This is a genomic window from Thalassobaculum salexigens DSM 19539, assembly GCF_000423805.1.
Classification (GTDB): domain Bacteria; phylum Pseudomonadota; class Alphaproteobacteria; order Thalassobaculales; family Thalassobaculaceae; genus Thalassobaculum; species Thalassobaculum litoreum.
Genome location: NZ_KE384093.1, coordinates 1,503,602 through 1,528,716, shown reverse-complemented (window position 1 = coordinate 1,528,716; position 25,115 = coordinate 1,503,602). Strand labels below are relative to the sequence as shown.

General features: G+C 67.5%; 23 protein-coding genes. 11 read left to right on the top strand and 12 right to left on the bottom strand.

Annotation, left to right across the window (positions count from 1 at the left end; translation table 11 throughout):
- Positions 1–43 precede the first annotated feature (43 nt).
- Complete coding sequence (locus G578_RS0111530; RefSeq protein WP_028794367.1) at positions 44–565, top strand: TRAP transporter small permease; 522 nt, start codon at positions 44–46, stop codon at positions 563–565.
- A complete protein-coding gene (locus G578_RS0111525; RefSeq protein WP_028794366.1) occupies positions 565–1,881 on the top strand; it encodes a TRAP transporter large permease in 1,317 nt (438 codons plus the stop codon). Before G578_RS0111530 ends, G578_RS0111525 begins: the two co-directional genes overlap by 1 nt.
- Positions 1,882–2,059: 178 nt before the next feature.
- Here the strand turns inward: G578_RS0111525 and G578_RS0111520 are convergent, their stop codons facing one another.
- On the bottom strand, positions 2,060–2,461 hold the full coding sequence (locus G578_RS0111520) for a zinc ribbon-containing protein (RefSeq protein ID WP_028794365.1): 402 nt from the start codon (positions 2,459–2,461) through the stop codon (positions 2,060–2,062).
- Between the two features lie 235 nt (positions 2,462–2,696).
- Between G578_RS0111520 and G578_RS0111515 the strand changes: the two genes are divergently transcribed.
- Complete coding sequence (locus G578_RS0111515) at positions 2,697–2,894, top strand: hypothetical protein (RefSeq protein ID WP_028794364.1); 198 nt, start codon at positions 2,697–2,699, stop codon at positions 2,892–2,894.
- A gap of 263 nt (positions 2,895–3,157) precedes the next feature.
- Here G578_RS0111515 and G578_RS25930 read toward each other — a convergent pair whose 3' ends face one another.
- From G578_RS25930 to G578_RS0111490, 5 genes are all read right to left on the bottom strand, one after another.
- Positions 3,158–3,766, bottom strand: coding sequence for a hemerythrin domain-containing protein (locus G578_RS25930; RefSeq protein ID WP_051244641.1), 609 nt, complete (start codon positions 3,764–3,766; stop codon positions 3,158–3,160).
- 57 nt (positions 3,767–3,823) lie between these two features.
- Positions 3,824–6,547: an ATP-binding protein gene (locus tag G578_RS0111505; RefSeq protein WP_028794363.1), complete on the bottom strand. Its 2,724-nt coding sequence runs from the start codon at positions 6,545–6,547 to the stop codon at positions 3,824–3,826.
- Positions 6,547–6,810 (bottom strand): hypothetical protein, encoded by a 264-nt coding sequence (locus G578_RS25925; protein WP_038014030.1) that lies wholly within the window; start codon positions 6,808–6,810, stop codon positions 6,547–6,549. Before G578_RS25925 ends, G578_RS0111505 begins: the two co-directional genes overlap by 1 nt.
- 19 nt (positions 6,811–6,829) lie before the next feature.
- Positions 6,830–7,198, bottom strand: a complete 369-nt coding sequence (locus G578_RS0111495) for a response regulator transcription factor (protein ID WP_028794362.1) — start codon at positions 7,196–7,198, stop codon at positions 6,830–6,832.
- Positions 7,199–7,346: 148 nt separating this feature from the next.
- The gene (locus G578_RS0111490) at positions 7,347–8,933 is read right to left on the bottom strand and encodes a helix-turn-helix domain-containing protein (protein WP_028794361.1); all 1,587 of its coding nucleotides are present in this window, start codon (positions 8,931–8,933) and stop codon (positions 7,347–7,349) included.
- A 265-nt stretch (positions 8,934–9,198) separates the two neighbouring features.
- On the opposite strand from G578_RS0111490, the gene G578_RS0111485 reads away from it, so the two are divergent.
- The 6 genes from G578_RS0111485 to G578_RS0111460 all read left to right on the top strand — a co-directional run bounded on the left by G578_RS0111485 (position 9,199) and on the right by G578_RS0111460 (position 15,527).
- Complete coding sequence (locus G578_RS0111485; RefSeq protein ID WP_028794360.1) at positions 9,199–10,545, top strand: substrate-binding protein; 1,347 nt, start codon at positions 9,199–9,201, stop codon at positions 10,543–10,545.
- A 171-nt stretch (positions 10,546–10,716) separates the two neighbouring features.
- Positions 10,717–11,733, top strand: coding sequence for a branched-chain amino acid ABC transporter permease (locus tag G578_RS0111480; protein WP_028794359.1), 1,017 nt, complete (start codon positions 10,717–10,719; stop codon positions 11,731–11,733).
- Positions 11,734–11,737: 4 nt separating this feature from the next.
- Positions 11,738–12,898 carry a branched-chain amino acid ABC transporter permease gene (locus tag G578_RS0111475; RefSeq protein ID WP_038014026.1) on the top strand — a complete coding sequence of 387 codons (1,161 nt, stop codon included), beginning with the start codon at positions 11,738–11,740 and terminating at the stop codon, positions 12,896–12,898.
- Positions 12,899–12,912: 14 nt separating this feature from the next.
- On the top strand, positions 12,913–13,668 hold the full coding sequence (locus tag G578_RS0111470; protein ID WP_028794357.1) for an ABC transporter ATP-binding protein: 756 nt from the start codon (positions 12,913–12,915) through the stop codon (positions 13,666–13,668).
- A 20-nt stretch (positions 13,669–13,688) separates the two neighbouring features.
- The gene (locus G578_RS25920) at positions 13,689–14,495 is read left to right on the top strand and encodes an ABC transporter ATP-binding protein (protein ID WP_084618832.1); all 807 of its coding nucleotides are present in this window, start codon (positions 13,689–13,691) and stop codon (positions 14,493–14,495) included.
- A 222-nt stretch (positions 14,496–14,717) separates the two neighbouring features.
- Positions 14,718–15,527 carry a hypothetical protein gene (locus G578_RS0111460; RefSeq protein WP_028794356.1) on the top strand — a complete coding sequence of 270 codons (810 nt, stop codon included), beginning with the start codon at positions 14,718–14,720 and terminating at the stop codon, positions 15,525–15,527.
- A 35-nt stretch (positions 15,528–15,562) separates the two neighbouring features.
- Here G578_RS0111460 and G578_RS0111455 read toward each other — a convergent pair whose 3' ends face one another.
- The 3 genes from G578_RS0111455 to G578_RS0111445 all read right to left on the bottom strand — a co-directional run bounded on the left by G578_RS0111455 (position 15,563) and on the right by G578_RS0111445 (position 19,727).
- Positions 15,563–16,090, bottom strand: a complete 528-nt coding sequence (locus tag G578_RS0111455) for a hypothetical protein (protein ID WP_028794355.1) — start codon at positions 16,088–16,090, stop codon at positions 15,563–15,565.
- A gap of 211 nt (positions 16,091–16,301) precedes the next feature.
- A complete protein-coding gene (locus tag G578_RS28405; RefSeq protein ID WP_051244636.1) occupies positions 16,302–18,674 on the bottom strand; it encodes a methyl-accepting chemotaxis protein in 2,373 nt (790 codons plus the stop codon).
- 249 nt (positions 18,675–18,923) lie between these two features.
- On the bottom strand, positions 18,924–19,727 hold the full coding sequence (locus G578_RS0111445) for an SDR family NAD(P)-dependent oxidoreductase (RefSeq protein ID WP_028794354.1): 804 nt from the start codon (positions 19,725–19,727) through the stop codon (positions 18,924–18,926).
- 178 nt (positions 19,728–19,905) lie between these two features.
- On the opposite strand from G578_RS0111445, the gene G578_RS25910 reads away from it, so the two are divergent.
- Both G578_RS25910 and G578_RS0111435 read left to right on the top strand, forming a co-directional pair.
- A complete protein-coding gene (locus G578_RS25910; RefSeq protein WP_051244634.1) occupies positions 19,906–21,285 on the top strand; it encodes an MmgE/PrpD family protein in 1,380 nt (459 codons plus the stop codon).
- A 120-nt stretch (positions 21,286–21,405) separates the two neighbouring features.
- A complete protein-coding gene (locus G578_RS0111435; protein ID WP_211228890.1) occupies positions 21,406–22,083 on the top strand; it encodes a MarC family protein in 678 nt (225 codons plus the stop codon).
- A gap of 136 nt (positions 22,084–22,219) precedes the next feature.
- Here G578_RS0111435 and G578_RS0111430 read toward each other — a convergent pair whose 3' ends face one another.
- Genes G578_RS0111430 through ugpA form a run of 3 tightly spaced genes read right to left on the bottom strand, consistent with a single transcriptional unit; the run spans position 22,220 to position 25,032 of the window.
- Positions 22,220–23,290: a sn-glycerol-3-phosphate import ATP-binding protein UgpC gene (locus tag G578_RS0111430; RefSeq protein ID WP_028794352.1), complete on the bottom strand. Its 1,071-nt coding sequence runs from the start codon at positions 23,288–23,290 to the stop codon at positions 22,220–22,222.
- 12 nt (positions 23,291–23,302) lie between these two features.
- Entirely contained in the window at positions 23,303–24,151 is an 849-nt protein-coding gene (gene ugpE, locus G578_RS0111425; RefSeq protein ID WP_028794351.1) for a sn-glycerol-3-phosphate ABC transporter permease UgpE, read from the bottom strand.
- A complete protein-coding gene (gene ugpA / locus G578_RS0111420; RefSeq protein WP_028794350.1) occupies positions 24,151–25,032 on the bottom strand; it encodes a sn-glycerol-3-phosphate ABC transporter permease UgpA in 882 nt (293 codons plus the stop codon). Before ugpA ends, ugpE begins: the two co-directional genes overlap by 1 nt.
- Positions 25,033–25,115 lie beyond the last annotated feature (83 nt).

Below are 25,115 nucleotides of genomic sequence, written 5' to 3'. Positions count from 1 at the left end.
TGCCTCTTTCCTTGGGTACCCGATGCCTGCCGAGGGGACGTGCGTGTATTCGACGATTTCCGGAGTTCTGACCGGCCTGTCGCGGCTGCTGGCGATGCTCGGCGGCATCCTGCTGCTGGCGATCACCGCGCTGGTGGTGCTCAGCGTCAGCGGCCGGGCGCTGATCTGGGCCGGGCTGGGCCCGATCCCCGGCGATTTCGAGCTGGTCGAGGCGGGCACCGCGCTGGCGGTGTTCTGCTTCCTCCCCTGGTGCCAGATGGAACGCGGCCACGTCTCGGTCGACGTCTTCGCCGACTGGCTGGGGCCGCGCGTCAACGCCGTCCTGGCGGTACTGTTCGACCTGGCGATGACCGTGGTGGCGGCCTTCATCCTGTGGCGCCTGTGGGCCGGGATGCAGGACAAGCTGCAGTACAACGAGACCACCTACATCCTGCAGTTTCCGGTGTGGTGGGGCTACGCGGTCTGCGTGCCGGTCGGCGCCGTCTTCGTGCTGGTCTGCGCCTGGACGGTGGTGCGCAGCCTGGTTGAGGCCCGGGATCCGGGCCGTGCGGCGGGGCGGGCGTGATGGACAAGCTCGAGATCGCCCTGTGGTCGTTTCCGCTCCTGCTGCTGCTGATCGGCCTGCGCATGCCGATCGGGCTGGCCATGCTGCTGCTCGGCATCGGCGGCTCGGTGCTGGTCAACGGCACCTGGCTGCCGGTGATGTCGCAGATGAAGGCGATGGCCTACGACACCTTCTCCAACTACTCCCTGGGCATCATCCCGCTGTTCCTGCTGATGGGCCAGTTCGCCACCCATGGCGGCCTGTCCAAGGCGCTGTTTGACGCGGCGGAGTCCTGGCTCGGCCACCGCAAGGGCGGGGTGGCGATGGCCGCCGTCGGCGCCTGCGGCGGGTTCGGGGCGATCTGCGGCTCCTCGCTCGCCACCGCCGCCACCATGGCCCAGGTCGCCCTGCCGGAGTTGAAGCGCTTCGGCTATTCCGGCTCGCTGTCGACCGGCGCGCTGGCCGCCGGCGGCACGCTGGGCATTCTCATCCCGCCCTCGGTCGTGCTGGTGATCTACGCCCTGCTGACCGAGCAGAACATCGCCAAACTGTTCGTCGCTGCGGTGGTGCCGGGCATCCTGGCCGCGCTGGGCTACATGCTGGCGATCGCGGTCTATGTCCGCCTGAAGCCGGACAGCGCCGGCCACCGCGACCCGGCGCCGATGGCCGAGCGGTTCCGCGCCCTGTGGCGGATCTGGCCGGTGCTGGCGGTCTTCGTGCTGGTGGTCGGCGGCATCTATCTCGGCCTGTTCACCCCGACGGAGGGGGCCGCCTTCGGCGCCGCCGGCACCGGGCTGATCGCGCTGGCCAATCGCGGGCTGACCCTGGAGAAGCTGAAGACCTCGCTGCTGCAGACCGCGACCTCGACGGCGATGATCTTCTTCATCGTGCTCGGCGCGGCGGTGTTCAACACCTTCCTGGCCTTCGCCCAGCTGCCGCAGGAGGCGGCGCAGTGGGTGACCGGCCAGGGCTTCGGCCCCTACACGGTTCTGGCGGCGATCCTGCTGCTGTATCTGGTGCTCGGCTGCTTCATGGATTCGCTGTCGATGATCCTGCTGACGGTGCCGATCTTCTTCCCGGTGGTCAGCGCGCTCGACTTCGCCATGGACCCGGAGGCCTTCGCCCTGTGGTTCGGCATCCTGGTGCTGATCGTGGTCGAGGTCGGGCTGATCACGCCGCCGGTGGGGATGAACCTGTTCGTCATCAACTCCATGGCCCGCGACGTGCCGATGGTCCAGACCTACCGCGGCACCCTGCCGTTCCTGATCAGCGACATGCTGCGGGTGGTGCTGCTGGTGCTGTTCCCGGGGATCACGCTGTTCCTGGTGGGGGTGTAGAGAGTGCGGCTGCAACGCCCGTTCCCTTCTTCAATCCCCGGATTTTTTCCGGGGCCCACGGAAGGACGCGCATCACCATCTGAACGCTTCTCTCGTCCACTCGGGCAAGCCTCAGCGTGGACCCCGGAATAAATCCGGGGAGTGTTGAAAAGCAGAAAAGTGAAAAAGCCGAACTGTCCTAATTCTTCTTCGTAGTGGTGGTTTCGTCGCGTTCGTCCCATGCTCTCTCCAGGGCGTCGAGAGATTCCTCGAACCGGTCCTGCGCCACCTCGTAGCCCTCGGCGCTCGCCTCCTTGAGCTGCGCCCAGTCGCGCTTCACCGCCACCCAGGCCTGGTCCAGCGCCTCTTCCGTCCGCTCGCCGGCCTTGGCGGTGGCGTCGCTGGCGGCATCGACCTGACGGGCGGTCCAGTCGCCCACCTTGTCGGCCCAGGCCTTCATCGTGGCGGTCATGCTGTCGACATAGGCTTCCGCCCGGGTGTCCTCGCCCGCGCTTTGGCCCGTGCTTTGGGCCATCGTCGCGGAACCGCTGCCGGCGAGCAGCAGGCCCGCCAGGGCGAGGGGAACAAGTGTGGATCGCATCGGAACTCTCCTGACTGAACTGTGAGATCTGACCCGGACTCGGATCTGGGCACCCGCGCACCCGGTTCAAGAGATCGCTCCAGGCTGCCGCCTGGACTGCCACCCGGCATAAAGGCCCGATCCCCCGCCACCATCCTGACCGCGGAGGGCGGCAAAAATTCCGCGCGATCCCGCGCGACGGCCGCCCGGCGCTCTGCTACCGTGGTCGCAGTTCTGGATCACTTCCGGTGCCGCGATGGATCCGACCCCGCCCCCCGACCAGCCGACGCCCGCCAAGGCCGAACCCATGCGCTGGGCCGGTCACGGGCATGTGGGAGCGGCGCTGATGCAGATCGGCATCCTGATCGCGGTGAATCTGGGCCTGTGGGGCGTGGTGCTGCTGATGGCGATGAAGTTCGCCGGCGTGTTCGGGGACCCGGTCGCCGGGCAATAGGCCAGCTCGCTCCCTCAGCTTTTTTCTCTCACCCACTTTCCGTTCCCTCTCCATCTTCCCTTCCTCTCTCCATCTTCCCTTCCCGTCTTCCCGGCCTTGCGCCGGGATCGAGACATCCGCGCGCTGGAGCGCGGGAGATCGGCCTCACGCGTTCCAGCGACCCCATCCTGGGTCCCGGCGCAAGGCCGGGAAGACGTTGGGTTTGGGGGAATGGGAAGCCACCGCCGGCTTCGGGCGCCGGGCGCGGAGGTAAGGACCGGCCCCTACCCGCCGGAGACTTTCAGCAGGGCCGGAATGACGATCTCCTCCTCGTCCACCAGGTGGCGGTCGAGCAGGCGCCGGAACCCGGCCACCGTGTCCGCGAACGGCTCCACCTGACCCGCCGCCAGGGTCCCGGCCTGGGCCGCCTGCAGCAGGGTGTTCACCTCGCCGGCGAACCCGTGCAGCCGGGCGTCCAGATCCTTGTGATCGGCCTCCAGTAGGTCGAAGCCGCGGGCCACCGACGGCTCCAGCCGGCGGAGCTGCGGAAAGTAATGCGCATCTTCGATCGAATGGTGGCCGTGCAGCTCGCCCAGCAGGGTGCTGGCGAGCCGGTAGAGCCGGGGCGCGTAGGCGTCGGGGGCGATCGTCCCCGCAGCGGTCGCGCCGGCATCGGCGGCGATGCGGTCGAGCAGCTCGCGGAAGGCGGCGTGACGCTCCAGCCAGAACCGGGTCATGCCGCCGAAATTCGGATGCGCCGCCCAGGCCTCCTGCGGCAGGGCGTGGACCAGCACGCGCAGGGTCTCCGGCAGGGCGGTGCGGCTGCCGAGACGGAGGTCGGAGTCGTCGAACTGGTCGGCGGCTTGGTCGGCGGCTTGGTCGGTGGAGGTCATGCGGGTGCGGGGTCCGGGGTCGGTGGCAACTGTCCCCTACATAGCACTCGCGGCGCGTTATTCACCCGCCGCCGCCGCGGTTTCCGAGCGCAGCGGCAGGCGCAGGCGGAACCGCGCCCCGCCCCGCCCCGATCCGCGCCCCGGCTCCGGCAGCAGCTCCAGATCGCCGCCGAGCATGCGGGCGATGCTGCGGCTGATCGACAGGCCGAGCCCGGCGCCGGTGCGGTGACCGGGGGTCAGCTCGCGTCCCCGGGCGAACTTGGCGAAGATCCGCTCGCGGTCCTCCGCCGGGATGCCCGGCCCGTTGTCGTCCACATAGGCGAAATAGGAGCCGCCATCGATCCGGCTGCTGACGGTGACCCGGGGCTGCTCGCTGGTGTTGTACTTGATGGCGTTGGACAGGATGTTCATGAACACCTGGGCCAGCCGGTCGCCGTCGGCGCGGATCGGCGCCTGCTCGACGCAGGGGCCGTAGTCGATGGCCACCCCGGCGCTGGCCGCCATGCCGCGGCTGGTCTCCACCGCGTGCTCCAGGATGCGGGCGCCGTCGACATCGGCCAGCCGCAGGGCGAACTGGCCGCTGTCCAGATGCGAGACGTCGAGAATCTCGTCCAGCAGGCGGGACAGGCGCAGGGTCTCGTCCTGGATGATCTTCAGGTATTTGCGCGACCGCTCGGATTCCAGATCCGGGTTGTCCAGCAGGATCTCCGAGAACGACCGGATCGAGGCCATGGGCGTGCGCACCTCGTGGCTCACCTGGCTCAGGAAGTCGTCCTTCTGGGCGTCGAGCAGGCGCAGCCGCTCGTTGGCGTCCTGCAGCGCCTTGGCGGTCTGCTGCAGCTCCTGGGACTTGGCCTCCAGGCGCTGGGAATACTCGATCACCTGCTGGGTCTCGTCGACCAGCCGGATCAGCTCGTCCAGGCTGATGGTCTCGCCGGTGACCACCTGGCTGATCATCACCCGGGCCGAGGCGGCGCCGATGCCGCCGGCGAGCAGCCGTTCCAGATGGGAGATGAAGGCGGCATCCGGGCGCGGCATGTCGCCGGTCGCCCCCTGGCGCTGGGCGAATTCGGCGAAGACCCGCTGCGCCTCCTCGGCGCCGAGGATCCGCTGGGTCATGACGTAGAGGTCGTCGACCGTGGCGGAGCGGGTGATGAAACGGCCCTCGCTCTCCGCCGGATTGCGGAACACGTCGACGAACAGGGTGCCCTGCAGCCGTTCCAGCGGGTTCTGCTCGCGGATCAGCGAGACCGCCACGAACAGGACGATGTTGACGGTCATGCTCCAGAACACCGAATGCACCAGCGGGTCGTCGCCCTGGATGCCGAACAGGGCATGCGGCCGCAGCCAGCCGAGGCCCCACGGCCCGTCCACCATGAGCCCGTGGGTGACGAACCACACGCCCTCGAAATTCGGCAGGACCAGCGTGTACATCCAGACCAGGAAGCCGGCGAACATGCCGGCCGCCGCCCCGGCCTTCGAGGCCGAGCGCCAGTACAGGCCGCCGACCATGGCCGGCAGGATCTGCGCCGCCCCGGCGAAGGCGATCAGACCCATGGCGGCGAGCGCGTCGGACTGCGCGCTGGCGACGAAATAGCCGAAGCCGAGCAGCAGCAGCAGGCCGATGCTGATCCGTCGGCTGACCAGCAGCAGCCGCTTCATGTCGCCGCTCACCGCCTGGCTCAGCACCGGCAGACGCAGCACGACGGGGATGACGATGTGGTTGGAGACCATGATCGACAGGGCGATGCAGGCGACGATCACCATGGAGGTGGCCGAGGAGAAGCCGCCGATGAAGGCGAGCAGCGCCAGCGCGTCCTGGCCCTGGGCCATCGGCAGGGTGAGCACGAACATGTCCGGATTGGCGCCCGGCGGCAGCAGGGTCAGCCCGGCGATGGCGATCGGCAGGATCGAGCAGCACATCAGGAACAGGTAGAGCGGGAACAGCCAGGAGGCGGTGCGCAGCTGCCCCTCATCGGCGTTCTCCACCACCGTCACCTGGAACTGGCGCGGCAGGCACAGGATGGCGGTGCCGGCGAGGAAGGTCATCGCCATCCAGCGCGGGCCGTAGACTGTGTCCGGGTCGATCACGATGCTCGCCCCCGGCATGGCGAAGACCTCGCCCAGCCCGCCGGCGACGCCGAAGACCACGAAGATGCCGACCGCCAGCAGGGCCACCAGCTTGACCAGCGCCTCCAGGGCGATGGCGGCCACCACCCCGTGGTGGCGCTCGTTGGCGTCGATGTTGCGGGTGCCGAACAGGATGGTGAAGGCGGCCATGCCGGCGGCGACCCAGAAGGCGGTGGAGACGTCGATCACCGCCTCGTTGCCGGCACTGCCGACCACCGAGAAGCTGATGGTCACCGCCTTGAGCTGCAGCGCGATGTAGGGCGTGCTGGCGATCACGGCGATGATGGTGACCAGCACCGCCAGGGTCGTGCTCTTGCCGTAGCGCGAGGACACCAGATCGGCGACCGAGGAGATCCGGTGCACCCGGCCGATCCGCACCAGCTTGCGCAGCACGAACCACCAGCCGACGAACACCAGGGTGGGGCCCAGATAGATGGTCACGAACTCCAGCCCGTCGCGGGCCGCCGAGCCGACGGCGCCGTAGAAGGTCCAGGAGGTGCAGTAGACCGAGATCGACAGGGTGTAGATCAGCGGCGAATGGGCGAGGCCCACCCGCCCGGCGCGGGCCCGGCGGTCGCTGACGAAGGCGACGATGAACAGCAGGGCCACATAGGCCAGTGCCGTGACCAGAACGACGTTGGCGGAGAGCATCAGCCGCCCTCCCCCTCCGACTCGGGCTCCGGCGGCATCTCCTCGCGGGCGAAGGCCCGGCCGGCGCGACGCGCCACCATGCGGGTGAAGATGATCAGCCCGGCCCAGACCGCGAAGACGTAGACCACGATGGTCGGGATGCCGAACACCGAGGTCGGCTGGTTCACCACGTCCAGCATCGGCGGCATAACCAGCCAGGTGCCGAGCAGCGCCATCAGCGCCACCGCGTCACGGACCTTGGTTCTGGTGGGACGGGTTGGCATGCGCACGCCCGGGCGGGCCTCAGGCCGAAGCCAGGGTCATGACCCGCTCCACCACCTCCCGGTTGGAGAACGGCTTGGTCACGAAGGCGTCGGCGCCGAGCTCCTCGGCGGTCTTGCGGTCCTTGTCCTGGCCCTTGGCGGTCAGGATCATCACCGGCACGCCCTTCAGGTCGGGATTGCTCTTGATCCATTTCAGGACCTCGAACCCGTTCATCTTCGGCAGCATGACGTCGAGAATCACCAGGTCGGGGCGCATGGTCCCGATCTTGTCGATCACCGCCCGGCCGTCGAAGACCGCGGTCACCTCGCACCCCTCCCGACTCAAAATAAAACTCAGGGATTCGACGATATTCGGTTCGTCCTCGGCGATCAGCACATGTGCCGGCACGGTGTGTTCCTCCCCCGGGTTCACCGGTTCGTCCGGCGACGTTTTCGGTAGTGTAGCGCCGTTCCTTCCCGCACGGAACGGTTCTGAGGATGCGGTCTGACGAACGTCTTACCTGCACTCATCGGATCGAAACATAAAGGGTCGACCGTCACAGGGCCGGGCTGCGCACGATCGATTCCTCCTCGCGTTGCAGGCATTCGATGCGCGGACACAGCCGGCAGCTCGCCCCCACCCGCGCCGCCATCTCCCGCGCCGACAGGTCGAGCCCGTCGGCATAGACCGTGGCGTCGGCATGCACCGCCTCGCAGGCCAGCATGACCGAGTGCAGCACCGGCGGCTCGTGGAAAGTGGCCGGCTGCTTGGTCACGGTGCGGGCGATGAACAGGAACCGCCCCCGGTCGGGAAACTCCGCCAGCTGGCGCACCACCCGGTCCGGGGTCTGGAACGACTGGTAGATCGCCCAGAGCGGGCAGGCATGGCCGTAGCGCGGCAGCGGCAGGCCGGGCAGCGGGAAGCGCTTGGTCGCGTGACCGGCCGGATTGGAGCGCAGGAAGGCGAAGGGGATCCCCTCCTCGCCGCGCCGGCGCAGGGTAATCAGCCGGTGCGCCACCTGCTCGAAGCTGGCGGCGTAGCGCTGGCGCAGCACCTCGATGTCGTAGCGGCAGGAGACGGCGTCCTCCAGGAAGCTCTCATAGGGCAGCAGCACCGCGCTGGCGGCGTAGGAGGCGAGCGCGCGGAACGCCTGGTTGCGGGCCGCCTCGCTCGACAGGCGGGGATCGTCGATCTCCCGGGCGATGGCGTCGCCCAGGGTCAGCTCCGCCGCCACCCGGGCGAGTTGGAACCGGCGGGTGGAGATCGACGCGTTGTCGAGGAACATCAGGGTCTTGGTTTCGGGATCGAACCGGCAGTGGTTGCGGAACCGCTCGCCGGTCGGCGCCTCGGCGGCGGTGCGCCCCCGGTTGACGACACTGATGCCGTGCCGCCGGTCGAGATAGTCGATCAGCGCGCTCATCATGGTCTCGCCCTGGCGCTCGACCTCCCGGCGCAGGCCCGCCGCGGCGGCTTCCAGTTCGGGGAAGTGGTTGCGCCGCTCGATGAGAAAGTCGTCCACCTCCTCCGCCGGCGTGACCGAGCGGGTGTGGGCCTCCGGCACCTGGAACACGTCGGTCAGCGCCTGGGCCACGTCGCTGAGCTTGGCGCTCTCCTCGGTCATCATGCCCTGGAAGCGCTGGCGCTGCTGCGCCGGCATGTCGTCCACGTTCTCCAGGATCTCGGAGACCGAGCGCAGGGCGGTGATGTGGGTCAGCACCTGGTGGATCAGGTCGCCCAGGAACGGGTCGCGACTCAGGCGGTCCGACAGGGCCGACACCGTCTCCGCCTGATCCACGTAGGCGCGGTACAGGGCCAGCATCGACTGCGCCCAGTCCAGATGCCGGGCCACCAGATCCTGCGCCCCCTGCTCCGGCAGGCGGGCCGCCTTCAGGCGCGGATCGGCCGCCATCTCGCGCAGGTCGTCGATCACCCGGCGCTCGGTGGTGCCGGCCAGGGTCTCGGCGTCCAGATCCAGCGCGGCGGCGAGCCGGTTCAGCAGGCCGCCGGCGATGTTCCGCTTCCCGGCCTCGATCAGGTTCAGATAGGACGGCGAGATGCCGACAGCCTTGGCCAGGCCCGACTGGGTGAGCTCCATCTGCTTGCGCCGCTCGCGAATGCGGAACCCGGCGAGTTCCAAAGCCATTTCCGCCCCTCCTTTTTCCCCAGCCTGCGCGCGGTTAAGCCCGCTTTTGTCATAGATTTACTATTTTGCAGGTGCGTTGTGTCTCAAATTGACAAAATAGTCAATTCAAAACAACAACTTAGTTTGCAAATTTTCAGATACCCTCTACAGTCGTATTGCCGCAGTCCAGGCTTGCGACGGCCATCGCGCCATCGGAAGCCACCCTCAAGATCGAACTGTGATCGAACGCGACGCGGCAGGGACGAAGACCGAACGGGAGGAACCAATGACCGTCTTCGATAAGGGCGTCTCACGCCGCTCGCTGATGAAGGGGGGCGTGGCACTGACAGCCGGCCTCGCCGCTCCGCACTTCTTCACCAAAAGCGCCTATGCGTATCTGAACGAGCCGACGGGCGGCACCGTCACCCTCGGCTTCAACGTGCCGCAGACCGGCGCCTATGCCGACGAGGGTGCGGACGAACTCCGCGCCTACCAGCTCGCCGTCAAGCACATCAACGGCGAAGGTGACGGCGGCATGCTGAACACCTTCTCGTCCAAGGCCCTGAAGGGCAACGGCATCCTCGGCAAGAAGGTCGAGTATGTGACGGGCGACACCCAGACCAAGTCCGACGCCGCCCGCGCGTCCGCCAAGCGGATGATCGAGAAGGACGGCGTGGTGATGGTGACCGGCGGCTCGTCCTCCGGCGTGGCCATCGCGGTGCAGTCGCTGTGCCAGGAAGCCGGCATCATCTTCATGGCCGGTCTGACGCACTCCAACGACACCACCGGCAAGGACCGCCGTGCCAACGGCTTCCGCCACTTCTTCAACGCCTATCAGTCCGGCGCCGCGCTGGCCCCGGTGCTCGAGGCCAATTACGGCAAGGACCGCAAGGCCTACCACCTGACGGCCGACTACACCTGGGGCTGGACCCAGGAGGAGTCGATCGCCGACGCCACCGAGGCCCTCGGCTGGCAGACCGTGGAGAAGGTCCGCACGCCGCTCGGCGCCGGTGACTTCTCGCAGTACATCACGCCGGTTCTGAACTCCGGCGCCGACGTGCTGATCCTGAACCACTACGGCAAGGACATGGTCAACTCGCTGACCCAGGCCGTGCAGTTCGGCCTGCGCGACAAGCAGGTCAACGGCAAGGACTTCGCCATCGTCGTCCCGCTCTACAGCCGCCTGATGGCGCAGGGTGCCGGCGAGAACGTGAAGGGGATCTTCGGGTCGACCAACTGGCACTGGTCGCTGAGCGACGCGGGCTCCCAGGCCTTCGTGAAGTCGTTCGGCGCCGAGTACGGCTTCCCGCCGTCCCAGGCCGCGCATACCTGCTACGTTCAGGCGCTGCTCTACGCCGATGCGGCCGAGCGGGCCGGCACCTTCGCTCCCTGCGAACTCGGCAAGGCCCTGGAGGGCTTCGAGTTCGACGGCATGGGCAACGGTCCGACCCTGTATCGCGCGGAAGACCACCAGTGCTTCAAGAAGGTGCTGGTCGTGAAGGGTAAGGACAACCCGTCCTCGCAGTTCGACCTTCTGGAAGTCGTCCAGGAAGTCCCGCGGGAGCAGGTCACCTACGATGCGAACATTCCGCAGTTCGCCGGCAGCCTCGGCAGCTGCAACAACGGCGCCTGATCGGGACCGGCATCTGGGTTCAAGACTGCACCGAGATGCGCTGACACAACGGGGGCTCCCGCCAGGGAGCCCCCGACTTGCCGGTTCGGACCCCTCTCGACCCATGGTCGAACAGCTCCGCGCACGGCATACTTTTTAGGCAATTCGAAATCCCGGAGGGGGGACCGCGTCATGGACGCTTTCGTTCTTCAGATGTTGAACGGGCTCGACAAGGGCGGCGCCTACGCGCTGATCGCCCTCGGGCTGACCCTGATCTTCGGCACGCTGGGGGTGGTGAACTTCGCCCACGGCGCCCTGTTCATGCTGGGCGCCTTCTGTGCCGTGACGATCCAGAAGCTGCTGACGCTGTCGAAGAAGGTGAAGGACGAGAGCATCACCTTCTTCGACGCCTATAAGGAAATCCCCTACCTGGAGACCTGGTTCGGCGATACCGGCCTCGTGATCATCGATTACGCGGTGCCGATCTCGCTGCTCGCCGCCATACCGATCATGCTGATCATCGGCCTGATCATGGAGCGCGGCCTGATCCGCTTCTTCTACAATCGCTCCCATGCCGAGCAGATCCTGGTCACCTTCGGCCTGGCGATCGTGCTGCAGGAGCTGGTGAAGGCGATCTACGGCGCCAATCCGATCCCGACCCCCGCCCCCGAAGTGGTGGCGGGCAGTGCCGATCTCGGCATCTGGTTCGGTGTGCCGGGTACGATCGTCTATCCGTACTGGCGCCTGATCTACCTGTTCTTCTCGCTGGCGGTGATCGGCGGGGTGTTCGCCTTCCTGCAGTTCACCACCTTCGGCATGGTCGTGCGCGCCGGCATGCAGGACCGCGAGACGGTCGGCCTGCTGGGCATCCATGTGGAGCGCCGGTTCACCATCGTCTTCGGCATCGCCGCGGTGGTCGCCGGGCTGGCCGGCGTGATGTACACGCCGATCCTGCCGCCCGACTACCATATCGGCATGGAGTTCCTGGTGCTGTCCTTCGTGGTGGTCGTGGTCGGCGGCATGGGCTCGCTGCCCGGTGCGGTGCTGGCCGGCTTCCTGCTCGGCATCCTGCAGTCCTTCGCCTCGATGAACGAGGTGAAGTCCATCATTCCCGGCATCGACCAGATCATCATCTACCTGATCGCCGTGATCGTGTTGCAAGTCCGTCCTCGTGGCCTCCTGGGTCGCAAGGGCGTGATGGAGGGTTAGACCGATGGCCGCCGCTCCCACCTCCGCCTTCGGCACCAGCCGCCGCAGCGACCTGATCTTCCTGGTCCTGTTCGCCGCCGCCGTGCTGACCGCTCCGCTCTGGGCCAGCCTGATCGGCGCCGGCTATCCCGACCTGCTGCAGAAATGGGCGATCTACGGCCTGTTCGCGATCGGCTTCAACATCCTGTTCGGACTGACCGGCTACCTGTCCTTCGGCCACGCCGCCTTCCTCGGCGTCGGTTCCTACACGGCGGTGTGGTCGTTCAAGCTGCTGGGCATGAACGTGCTGCCGGCGGTGTTCTTCGCCATGATCACCGCCGCGGTCTTCGCGCTGGCCATCGGCTATATCAGCCTGCGGCGCTCGGGCATCTACTTCTCGATCCTGACCCTGGCCTTCGCCCAGATGTCCTACAACCTCGCCTATTCGGTGCTCACTCCGATCACCAACGGCGAGACCGGGCTGACGGTGCTGCCGAGCGACCCGCGGATCCTGGAGCAGCTCGCCGGCGTGCGCGACACGGTCTCCACGCCCACGACCTCGCTGTTCGGGCTGGAGATGACCGGCTATCCCGGCTTCTACTTCTGCGCGGTGGTGCTGATCATCGGCTTCTTCGTCGCCATGAAGATCGCCCGCTCGCCCTTCGGCACCATGCTGAAGGCCATCAAGTCGAACCAGACCCGGATGAACTACACCGGGTTCAACACCCGGCCCTATACGCTGGCCGCCTTCATCATCTCCGGCATGTATGCCGGACTTGCGGGCGCGCTGCTGGCCTCGACCGACCCGCTGGCCGGGGCCGAGCGCATGCAGTGGACCGCGTCGGGCGAGGTCGTGCTGATGACCATCCTGGGCGGTGCCGGCACCCTGCTCGGCCCGGTGCTGGGTGCGGCGGTCATCAAGTACTTCGAGAACATCTTCTCCGCCTTCAACGACCAGGTCCTGATGGAGATGTTCAACTGGCTGCCGGAGACGCTGCAGGAAGCGGCCGTGGCCGTCGCCGGACTGTTCGTCGGCGAGGGCTGGCACCTGACCCTCGGCGTGGTCTTCATGCTGATCGTCATCTTCCTGCCCGGCGGCATCATGGAAGGCATCCGCCGCGTTCAAAAGTTGTTCAGACGGTCGGACGGGGCCTCGCGCACCGACACCGCCAGTGAATCGGCCTGAGGGAGAGCGGGACCATGTCGATCCTTACCGTCCAGGGCGTCAACAAGTCCTTCGCCGGCCTCAAGGCGCTCAATCAGGTCAACCTGAAGGTCGCGCAGGGCCAGGTGCACGCCATCATCGGCCCGAACGGCGCCGGCAAGTCGACGCTGCTGAACTGCTTCGTCGGCCGGCTGGAGCCCGATACCGGCACCGTGATGTTCGACGGCCAGTCGCTGCTGAACCGGCGGCCGCACGAGATCAACCAGCTGGGCGTCGCCCGGGTGTTCCAGACGCCGGAGATCTTTCCCGATCTCTCGCTGCTGGAGAACGTGATGATCCCCGCCTTCGCCCATCGCGACGGCGCCTTCAAGATGAACTGGCTGCCGCGCATCGACGGCGAGGCGGAGATCCGCGACAAGGCCGAGCACATGCTGGAGGAGGTCGGCCTCGCCGATAACCGCTCCGACCATGCGGGCGCCCTGTCGCGCGGCGACAAGCGCCGGCTGGAGCTGGCCATGTGCCTGGTGCAGGAGCCGCGGCTGCTGCTGCTGGACGAGCCGACCGCCGGCATGTCGCGGGCCGACACCAACAACACCATCGACCTGCTGAAGCGGATCGGCGAGCGCGGCATCACCAAGATCGTCATCGAGCACGACATGCATGTGGTGTTCTCGCTGGCCCACAAGGTCTCCGTCATGGCCCAGGGCACCGTCATCGCCGAGGGCACGCCGGAGGAGATCCGCGGCAATCCCAAGGTGCAGGAAGCCTATCTGGGCGGCGCCCACCTGTAGGCTGGAGAGAGGGCCAAGACATGAACGCCACCGCGACCCCCAATACGGCGACCAACGCCGCCGGTTCCACCGCTGGTACCGGCACCGGAACCGCCGATTACAAGGCGCCCGCCGCCGGCACCGCCCCGTTCTTCCGGGTGCAGGACATCCACGCCTATTACGGCGAGTCCTACATCGTGCAGGGCGTGTCCTTCGACGTGCACGAGCAGGACATCGTGGCCCTGCTCGGCCGCAACGGCGCCGGCAAGACCTCGACCCTGCGGACCATCGCCCGCACCGACACTCCCGGCCTGCAGCGCGGCGAGATCTGGCTGCACGGCGAGCCGCTGCACAGCATGAAGGCGTTCCAGGCGGCCCGCCTCGGCGTCCAGCTCGTGCCCGAGGACCGGCGGATCATCGGCGGCCTGACGGTGGAGGAGAACCTGCAGCTCGCCCAGGTGGAGGAGCCGATCGGCTGGCCGCTGGAGCGGATCTACGACCACTTCCCCCGCCTCGCCGAGCGCCGCCGTCAGGACGCCGTCACCATGTCCGGCGGCGAGCAGCAGATGCTGGCCGTGGCCCGGGCGCTGGCCCGCGACCTGAAGCTGCTGCTGCTGGACGAGCCGTACGAGGGCCTGGCGCCGACCATCGTCAAGGAGATCGAGGGCATTCTGCAGAGCGTGAAGGAACTCGGCATCACCACGATCATCGTCGAGCAGAACGCCATCGCCGCCCTGCATCTGGCGAACCGGGCGCTGATCCTCGACATGGGCCAGATCGTGTTCGACGGCTCGGCCCAGGAGGTGCTCGACAACGACGACCTGCGCCACGAATACCTGGCGATCTGACGGCGGCGCGTCCCCGCCCATCCGCCACTGAGCGGCCGCGCCATGGACTTCGACGGCGCGGGGACCTGCACCGCCGGCTGCTGAGCGCCCGCCGACCGACCTGTCATCGCCGGGCAGAACGGGTCATCGCCGGGCGGCGGAGGGAAACCGCGCCGCCCGTTTCCATTTCCCGCCCCGAATCAGCCATTGTGGCGCCGGTTCTCATCGCCCGGTATGCCGCCCATGGACTGGTTCCTCGATGCCCTCGCCGCCCCCGTCGCCGGGCTGATCGCCTATATCGACGGCGACAGCGCCCGCCAGCCGCACAACCATGCGCTCCTGATCATGGCGATGTTCGCCGGCTCGGTGGCGTTCTGGCACCTGGTGCTGTGGCGGGCGATGCACGGCAATCGGCGGTTCTGGCGGGCGATCGACTACGTCTGGTATGTCGGCGCCTTCCTGTCGCTGATCCTCGGCGCCTATCAGGGCGAGCGCGACACCCTGGTCACCCGGCTGCAGAACATGGAACGGCTGGCCGAGGTCGAACTCAGCCGCCAGGACTCGATCATGCTGGCGCTGGTGACCGAATGCGACCGGCTGATCTCCGCCGACAATCTCGGCCACAGCGCCGTGTCCCGGCTGTTCGACCTGCCGCTGTGCCGCGCGGCGCAGCCTGTCCTGCCCCAGGCGAAGCGCTATGTCTTCGAGCATATCAGCGGCGTCGGCTCGCTGTTCTTCGCAGAGACCAAGATGGCCCGGCTGACCGAGATCTGCGGCGTCGCGCGCAGCGCCTACCATACCGCGGAGGCGGCGGCGGAATCCGATGCCCGGGTGCCCGAGGCCGAGCTGTACACCCTGCTCTACTGCGACGACGAGCCGGCCATGGTGGCGCGGTTCGACGAGGTCCGTAGGATTTCGGCGGAGCAGGAGATCTCGGCCCGCTCGCCGTTCGGCGCGGTGGCGCATCTGTGGCCGCTGCTGCTGTCGCTGGTCGTCGGGCTGCGCATCACCAAGACGACGGCCGAGATCCGCCAGACCGGACGCCGGATCTGAGACACGCGACGCCTGCGCATGAGGCCCGGCGGGCCTCAGATCTGTTGCGGATCGTGGGCGGTTTCGGTGAAGACGATGAAATGGGTGACCCCTTGCTCCGGCGTGCCCATCGGCGCCACGGCGCGGACCCACTCGCGGTGCGGGATGTCGATGCCCTCGTAGCGCAGCCGGCCGACGAACAGGCGCGGCGCGGCGACCAGGCTGCGGTAATGGGCCAGGAACAGGCTCCGGGTCGGCTCGATCAGGTCGGAGACCCACTGCCCGTCGCCGCCCATATTCGCCTTCTTGGCGATCGAGCGACCGAAGATCAGATAGCGGAAATCGTCGCGCTCGCGGTCGACGGCCAGCTTGTGCACCAGCCCGATCAGCGGTCCCAGCAGGTCGATCGGCGTCGACGGCGGCACCATGGCCTCGAACGCATGGGTCTCGTACCAGGTGGCGAGCAGTCCCTGCCCCGGCGACCATGTCGACCGATCCGGCATCTCTATGATGGCGCCGTCATCGGCATCCGCGGAATGCGGCTTCCGACTCCGATCATAGGGATCGAGATAGGTATTGGACATCGACGCGCCCCCTCGCACTACCGACCTCCGCCTGGTGCCCGCAGTCTACCGGGAAACGACCGGGCGGTCGAAGGTTTCAACGGTTCACCGTCGTCTAGCAAGCTTCGTGCCGCCGCCGTCGAACGGCAACCCCCGACCTGCCAGGGCCGGGGGACGCCGCTCAATTAATTGATAATGCTTATATTTTTCGTCAACGCCCAGCGCTCAACCTTCAGGCGAACCGCAGCCCCACATTGCGACCGTTCACCCCCGTGACAAGGACGGAGCGCGTACCGGTGCTGGCGGAGGACAGCTCGCCGCGACTCATGTCGCCGGACAGCGCCATACCCTCGGCGAGCTCGACCCCGACGCCGCCCTCCGAGGTGTTGAGCACCATCACGTCGTGGCGCTGCGAGCCGAGTTGCAGGGTGGCGGCCTCCCGGGTGACCGCGCGGGCCTGCTCGCGCCGGTCCACTTCGGGGGTGGAGGTGCGCACGACCCGGACGACGGCCTGTTTCAGACTCTCGATCGCGTCCTTGACGTGCACCGAGGCGGTCTGCACCGCGGACGCGACGTCGAGGTTGGAGCGCGCCTCGGCCGAGACCAGTTCGATATTGGTCGCCACCTCACGGGCCGCCGAGGCGGTCTCCGACACGTTGCGGGCGATCTCCTGGGTGGCGGCCTGCTGCTCCTCCACCGCGGTCGCCACGGAGGTGGAGATCTCGTCGATCGCGCCGATCCGCTCGACCATCGAGCGCATCGCATCGACCGACCGCTGGGTGATCGCCTGGATCTCGTGGATCTGCTCGGTGATCTCGCCGGTGGCCTTGGCGGTCTGCGAGGCGAGGTTCTTCACCTCGCTGGCGACCACGGCGAAGCCCTTGCCGGCATCGCCGGCGCGGGCGGCCTCGATGGTGGCGTTCAGCGCCAGCAGACCGGTCTGCTGCGCGATGTCGTCGATCAGCACGACGACGGTGCCGATCTGCTTCGCCGCATCGGCCAGGGTCTGGATCGTGGCCTGGCTGTCGCGGCCGACCGCCATCGCCTCGCGGGCGGTGGTGGCGCCGTCGACCACGCGCGACGCGATCTCCTCGATCGACGCGGCGAGTTCCTCGGTGGCGGCGGAGACGGATTCCGCATTGGCCAGCGCCTCCTGGGCGGCGGCCGCGACGGTCTGGCTGTTCTCCTCCACCTTCCGGGCGGAACGGGCCATGTCCTCGGCCTGGTTGGTCATGGCGTTGGTCTCGGCGGAGACGTTCTCCACCGCGCGCGTGGACTCGGCCTCGACCGTGCGTGCCATGGCCCGCAGGGCCTCGATACGCTCGGCCTCGTTGCGTTCGCGCATCTCCTCCTGCTCGACCCGCAGACGCTCGGCCTCCTGGCCGTTCAGACGGAACTGTTCCAGTGCGCGGGCGATGTCGCCGATCTCGTCGCCACGCCCCTTCTCGGGAACCTCGACGCCATAGGACCCGCCGGAGACCGTCGACATGACGCCGATGATGCGGGCGAGCGGGCTGGTGATCGTGCGGGAGAACAGGATGCCGGCAACGAGGACGACAAGAAGGACCAGTCCGCCGATCAGCGCTTCGTAAAACAGCAGTTCTTCTTCCGAGGCGAAGGCCTCGTCGGCCGACAGGGCCGCCATCACGCCCCAGGTGGTGCCGACGAACTCGACCGGCGCATAGCCGACCAGGACACCCGTGTCACCGATCTGGCCCTCCATGGTCCCGACTTCGCCCGCCAGCACCGCATCGGCGCCTGGCCAGGAAATCGTCTCCTTGAGAAGCGCGCTGTCCGTGGCGAAGCGGGAATCGCTTCGGCGCAGCTTGTCGCGGCCGAGGATCACGGTGTCGCCGGTCTCGCCGAGACCGACCGGGTGCTGCATGACCTCGTTGAGCCGATCGATCGGCATCTGGAAGGCGAGCACGCCGAGGATGTTTCCAAAGTTGTCGGTCACCGTCTTGGCGATGAAGCTCGCCGGCGCGCCGAAGCTCGGCGCGTATGGCTCGAAATCGTCGAAGATCACGGTGCCCGGATTGGCCATCGCCTTCTGATACACCCGGCCGAGCCCGGTGTCGGCATATTCGCCGTTCACGAAGTTGGTGGCGTAGTCGAGCTCCTTGAACACGGTGTAGACGAGGTTGCCGTTCGTATCGAACAGGAAGATGTCGTAGAAACCCTTGGCCCGCAGGAACGAGCGGTACCACGGGTGAAAATGCGCATGGGTCTCGTGATAGCCCTCGGGTCCGTCCGCGCGGTCCAGCTCTTCCTTCGACCCGGTCGGATTGGGGTTGTCGGTGATATAGGCGGCCTGCAGGGCCTTGGTCGGACCCTTGGCGAAGAACTCGGTCCAACCGCGCTTGAACTCGACGATCGCCTCGAAGGCGACCGGGCTGGTCGACAGGGTCTCCAGATCGACCTGGATCGTCTCCAGATAGTGCTGCAGCGACCGGGCGCGCTCGCTCGCCACGGTCACGAGCCGGTAGTCGATCGCCTCTTCCTGAGCGCTCGACGACAGCACCATTCCGACGATGCTGCTGCCCACACCGGCCACCAGGGCAGCGACCAGAACGAGTGCAGGAATCTTGAAGGCCAGTTTCGACATGACAGACCCAACAACAGTTAACGTGACACGAACACCGCCCGCACGAGAACATGCCGGGTCGATCACGCTACGATTGTCCGCAGAGCGTAAAGAGAAGGTTAAAACAAACGCAATCGCGCACGAAAAAAATCGAAATTTAGGAAAAATCGACTCTTTCCGCAGGTCATGGACCACGCGGCGCGCCGGCTGAGCCCGCGGACGGAGGCGACGGGTTCAGCCCGCTCGGCCGGGGCCGGTCGGGTAAGACCGCTACTGGGCGGTCAGACCGCCATCGACCACCAGGCTCGACCCGGTCATGAAGCCGGCATCGTCGGAGGCCAGGAAGACGATCCCGCCGGCGATGTCGTCCGCCGTGCCGTGGCGGCCGATCGGGTGCATGTTCAGCGAGGCCTGCTTGGCGGCGTCCACGTCGTTGGTGCCGAGCGCCCGGGCCCGGGCGGTATAGGTCTGGTCGCCCATATCGGTCTCGATCACGCCGGGGTGGATCTGGTTCACCCGGATGCGGTCGCCTCGCCGGCCGAAATACAGCGCCGTCGACTTGGTGAAGGTCGTCACCCCGCCCTTGGTCATGGAATACAGCGGATCGACCATCGAGCCGACCAGACCGGCGATGGAGGAGACGTTGATGACGGCGCTGCCATGGGGCGTGTCCTTGGCCGCCTCGCGCAGCGCCGGCGCGGCGATGCGGGTCCCCAGGAAGGTGCCGGTCAGGTTGACGTCGACCAGCGTCTTCCACTCCTCGAAGGAGATCTCCTCGAGGCTGCGGCCGATGAACACGCCGGCGTTGTTCACCAGGACGTCGAGCCGGCCATAGGCCTCCACCGCATGGTCGACCGCCGCCTGCCAGCTCTCCGGGTCGGTCACGTCCAGGGTGACGAAACGGCAGGCATCGGTACCGCCGCCGATCTCCTCGGCCGCCGCCCGGCCCAGCTCGTCGCGCACGTCGCCGATCACGACCTTCGCGCCCTCCGCCACCATGCGCCGTGCGGTCTGCGCGCCGATGCCCCGCGCGGCACCGGAAATCAGGGCAACGCGCCCTTCCAGCTTACCCATGCTTGCGTCTCCTCCGCCGGCCTTCTGGTTGATTGGATTGACTGTTGGTCGTTGTCGGCCGGCGGATGTCAGTACAGCAAACCCTGGACGGGTAGACCATCCCACAACCCGCTCCTAGACTTCGCTCAAGGCCCCCGCCTCTCAACCGGGCCGCAGGGAAACACCCCGGGAGATTTCCATGGCCAGCATCCATGCCGCCGAGACGGCGACCGCGACCGCCCCCACCCGCGCGCTGGCCGACTGGATCGCGTCCGTCCCGGGCGATGCCGTCGCCCCCCGGGCCCTGCGCTGGGCGCGGCACTGCCTGATGGACTGGATCGGCGTGACCGTGGCCGGCGCCGGCGACCCGCTGGTCGCCATCCTGCTGGACGAGGCGCTGGCCGATGGCGGCGCCGGCGACATCCCGCTGGTCGGTCTCTCCCAGACGCTGCGCCCGTCCGACGCCATCCTGGTCAACGGGGCGGCCGGCCACGCGCTCGATTTCGACGACGTCAACCGCGCCATGCACGGCCATCCGACCGTCGCCGTCCTGCCCGCGGTGCTGACCGCCGCCATCGTCGAGGGCCGCAGCCTGGAGGACGCCCTGCGCTCCTTCGTGATCGGCTACGAGGTCGCCTGCCGGGTCGGCGACATGACCGGCGACGGCCATTACGACACCGGCTGGCACGCGACGGCGACCGTCGGCAGCTTCGGCGCCGCCGCCGGGGTCTGCCACCTGCTCGGCCTGGACGCGGAGCGCACCGCCCATGCGCTCGGCCTCGCCACCACGCTGACCTCGGGCCTGAAATCCCAGTTCGGCACCATGGGCAAGCCGCTGCATGCCGGCCGGGCTGCGCAGAACGGCACCAAGGCGGCGCGCTGGGCGGCGCGGGGCTTCGTGTCGCGGCCGGACGGGCTGGAATGCGTGCAGGGCTTCTGGGAGACCCAGGGACCGGACGCCGCCCCCTACGACATGAACTGGGTCCCGGGCGACCGCTTCCTGATCGAGCGCAACCTCTTCAAGTTCCACGCCGCCTGCTACATGACCCATTCGTCCATCGAGGCGAACCGCACCCTGCGCGCCCGCCACGACATCGACCCGGTGCAGGTGAAGAAGGTGACCCTGAAGGTCAGCGAGGGCAGCCTGCGGATGTGCAACATCCCGGAACCCGAGACCGGCCTGCAGGTGAAGTTCAGCCTGCGTCACACCGCGGCCCTGGCGCTGGCCGGGCGCAATACCGGCGCGGTCGACACCTTCAGCGACGCCATCGCCAACGAACCGGACCTGATCGCGCTGCGCCGCCGGGTGGAGGTGCAGCCGGTGAAGATCGACCGATCGGAGGCGAGCAAGGCCGAGGTGATCGTCGAGCTGGAGGACGGACGGGTGCTGCACGAGATCCACGACGTGGGCGTGCCGGCCACCGATCTGGAGGACCAGGAGGCCAAGCTGTCGGACAAGTTCGCCACTCTGGTGGTGCCCCTGCTCGGCGCGACGCGGGCGGAGGAGTTGCGCCGCACCGCCCTGGCGGCCACCGGTGCCGATCCGCGCAGCCTGCTGGCGGCGACCCAGCCCGGCTGAACACCCCCGGCCGACCGGAATCTTCGGAGATTTCGCGATTCATCCGGATTTTCGCCCCGATCGCGGGTAAGGATGGAGGTCTGTTCGCCCGCCCCCTGACCGACCGGAGACGATGACCCGATGCTGTCCATGATCGACCTGCCCGATCTGGGGCGGGCCCTCATCACCATCCTCGTGGTCGTCGACCCGATCGGGACCCTGCCGGTCTTCTACTACGCCACCAGTTCGGTCCCCCGGCGGCTGCACCGGGCCTTCGCCATCCGCGCGGTTCTGATCGCCACGGTGGTGCTGATGCTGTTCCTGGTCGGCGGCCAGTATCTGCTGGAGGCGCTCGGGCTGCGTCTGGGCTCGTTCCAGATCGCCGGCGGCATCGTGCTGTTCCTGTTCGCCATGACCATGGTCTTCGGCGAGTCGAAATCGCAGTTGGAGATCAAGGAGGCGGCGCGCGATCACCTGGCCAACGCGGTGTTCCCGCTGGCGATCCCCTCGATCGCCTCGCCCGGTGCGATGCTGGCGATCGTGGTGCTGACCGACAACAACGAGAACACCCTGCTGGATCAGGGGGTGACGGCGATCCTGCTGCTCATCGTGATGGCGATCACCCTGGTGCTGCTGCTGATGGCGGCCCGGCTGAAGCCGTTCCTCGGGGCGACGGGGGCGAACATCATCAGCCGGATCATGGGGATCATCCTCGCCACCATCGCCGTGGACGCGGTACTCGGCGGGCTGGAGACGGTCGGCGTGGTCGACCTGGTCCCAGCGCAGGAAGGCGTGCTGGACACCAGCCCGGCGACATGACGCCCACTATTTCCCGTCATCCCGGACGCGACCGGACTTGATCCGGGAGCGGGCCGGGACCCAGCCGCGGCGTCCGTATAACGGTCCCGGCCCGTCCCCGGGTCGAGCCCGGGGCCGTCCGGGATGACGGCTAGGATTAGATCCGCCCGCCGGTCTCCCGGTCGAACAGGTGCACCGCGTCCGTCGCCGCCACCTGCACCGAGTCCTGGCCCGGGGCGAAGTGGCCGGACAGGCGCACCGTCACCAACCGGCGCTCGTCGCCGTCCAGATGGCCGTGCAGCAGCGTATCGGCGCCCAGCGCCTCCACCAGGTCCAGGCGCAGGGTCATGCCCGTGCCGTCCGCCGCCGGGGTCAGATGCTCCGGGCGCACGCCCAGGGTCACCGGCCGGCCGGCCAGGTCGGGACGCGGGTCCGGCAGGTTGATCGACGCGCCGGAATCCAGCGCCACCGAGGTGCCGCCTTCCGCCACCGTCCCCTCCAGCAGGTTCATCGACGGCGAGCCGATGAAGGTGGCGACGAAGGTGGTCTCCGGCCGGTCGTAAAGCTCGATCGGGGTGCCGATCTGCTCGGCCCGTCCGCCGTTCATCACCACCAGCCGGTCGGCCATGGTCATGGCCTCCACCTGGTCGTGGGTGACGTAGAGGCTGGTGATGCCGAGACGGCGCTGCAGCCGCTTGATCTCCACCCGCATCTGCACCCGCAGCTTGGCGTCGAGATTGGACAGCGGCTCGTCGAACAGGAAGACCGAGGGTTCGCGCACGATGGCCCGGCCCATGGCGACGCGCTGGCGCTGGCCGCCGGAGAGCTGGTTCGGCCGACGGTCGAGCATCGGCTCGATCTCCAGGATCCCCGCCGCCTCGCGCACCCGGCGGTCGATCTCGTCCTTGGCCATGCCGCGGTTGCGCAACCCGTAGGCCATGTTGTCGTAGACCTTCATGTGCGGATACAGCGCGTAGTTCTGGAACACCATGGCGATGTCCCGGTCGGCCGGTTCCAGATTGTTCACCACCCGGCCGCCGATATCGATGGTGCCGTCGGACACGGTCTCCAGCCCGGCGACCATGCGCAGCAGGGTCGACTTGCCGCAACCGGACGGCCCGACCAGCACGATGAACTCGCCGTCGGCCACGCTCAGGTCGATCCCGTGGATCGCGTGGTAGCCGTTCGGGTAGATCTTCTGAACACCGCTGAGGTGCAATTCGGCCATCTCAGGCGCTCCTTATTTCTCGGTCTCGACCAGGCCTTTGACGAACAGCTTCTGCATGACCACCACGACGATCACCGGCGGCAGCATCGCCAGCATCGTGGTCGCCATGACCAGATGCCAAAGCGGCAGGGATTCCGCCGCCTGGGTCATGCGCTGGATGCCCATCACGATCGTGTAGAAGGACTCGTCGGTGGTCACCAGAAGCGGCCAGAGATACTGGTTCCAGCCGTAGATGAAGAGGATCACGAACAGCGCGGCGATGTTGGTGCGCGACAGCGGCAGCAGGATGTCCTTGAAGAACTTCCACGGCCCCGCCCCGTCGATCCGCGCCGCCTCGGCCAGCTCCTCCGGCACCGTCAGGAAGAACTGCCGGAACAGGAAGGTCGCCGTCGCCGAGGCGATCAGCGGCAGGCTGAGCCCGACATAGGAGTTCAGCAGCCCGAGATTGGCCACCACCGCGAAGGTCGGCAGGATGCGCACCTCCACCGGCAGCATCAGGGTGATGAAGATCAGCCAGAAGCAGGCCATGCGGAACGGGAAGTCGAAATACACGATCGCATAGGCGGCGATCAGCGAGATGGCGATCTTCCCGATGGTGATCGACAGCGCCATGACCAGGCTGTTGAACAGCATGGTGCCGACCGGAATACCGCCGGCATCGGCCACGCCGGCGCCGAGCACCGTGGCATAGTTCTCGAAGAACTTGTCCCCCGGCCACATCGGGATCGTGCCGTCCATGATGTGCTCGATCGGGTGGGTCGAGGCGACGAAGGTGATCCAGATCGGCATCACCGTGATGATGATCCCGAGGATCACCACCAGGTGGGACAGGACCGTCAGATAGGGGCGGTTCTCGACCATCAGTACTCGACCCTCCGCTCGATATAGCGGAACTGCACCACGGTCAGGCTGATCACGATGACCATGAGCACCACCGACTGCGCGGCCGACCCGCCGAGATCGAGGCCGATGAAGCCGTCGCTGAACACCTTGTAGACCAGGATCTGGGTGGCGCCCGCCGGCCCGCCCTCGGTGGTGGCGTGGATGATGCCGAAGGTGTCGAAGAAGGCGTAGACCACGTTGACCACCAGCAGGAAGAAGGTGGTCGGCGACAGCAGCGGGAAGATGATGGTCCAGAACCGCTTGAACGGGCCGGCGCCGTCGATCGCCGCCGCCTCGATCAGGGAGCGCGGGATCGCCTGCAGGCCGGCCAGGAAGAACAGGAAATTGTAGCTGATCTGCTTCCACGAGGCGGCGATGACCACCAGGATCATCGCGTCGCCGCCGTCGAGATAGTGGTTCCAGTCATAGCCCAGACCGCGCAGCAGATAGGCGTTGATGCCCACCACCGGGTTGAACATGAAGAACCACAGCACGCCGGCCACGGCCGGGGCGACGGCATAGGGCCAGATCAGCAGCGTCTTGTAGGCGGTCGCGCCCTTGATCGTGCGGTCGGCCATGACCGCCAGCAGCAGCGCCAGCGACATCGACGCGAAGGCGACGGAGAAGCTGAAGACGACGGTGTTCCAGAAGGTGTCGAGATAGAGCGGATCGGCGAACAGCTCCTCGAAATTCTCGAACCAGACGAACTCGGTCGACAGGCCGAACGCGTCCTCCACCAGCAGCGACTGGTACAGCGCCTGCACGGCCGGCCAGATGAAGAAAATCAATGTCACCGCCAGCTGCGGCAGCAGCAGCGCATAGGGCAGCCACGGATTCCGGAAGGTCACACGCTTGATCAAAGTCTCACCCCCGCAACAACGTGCGGGGGGCCGGCACCCATGGCGCCGGCCCCCACGCCTGATTCACGCACACTCACAAGGAG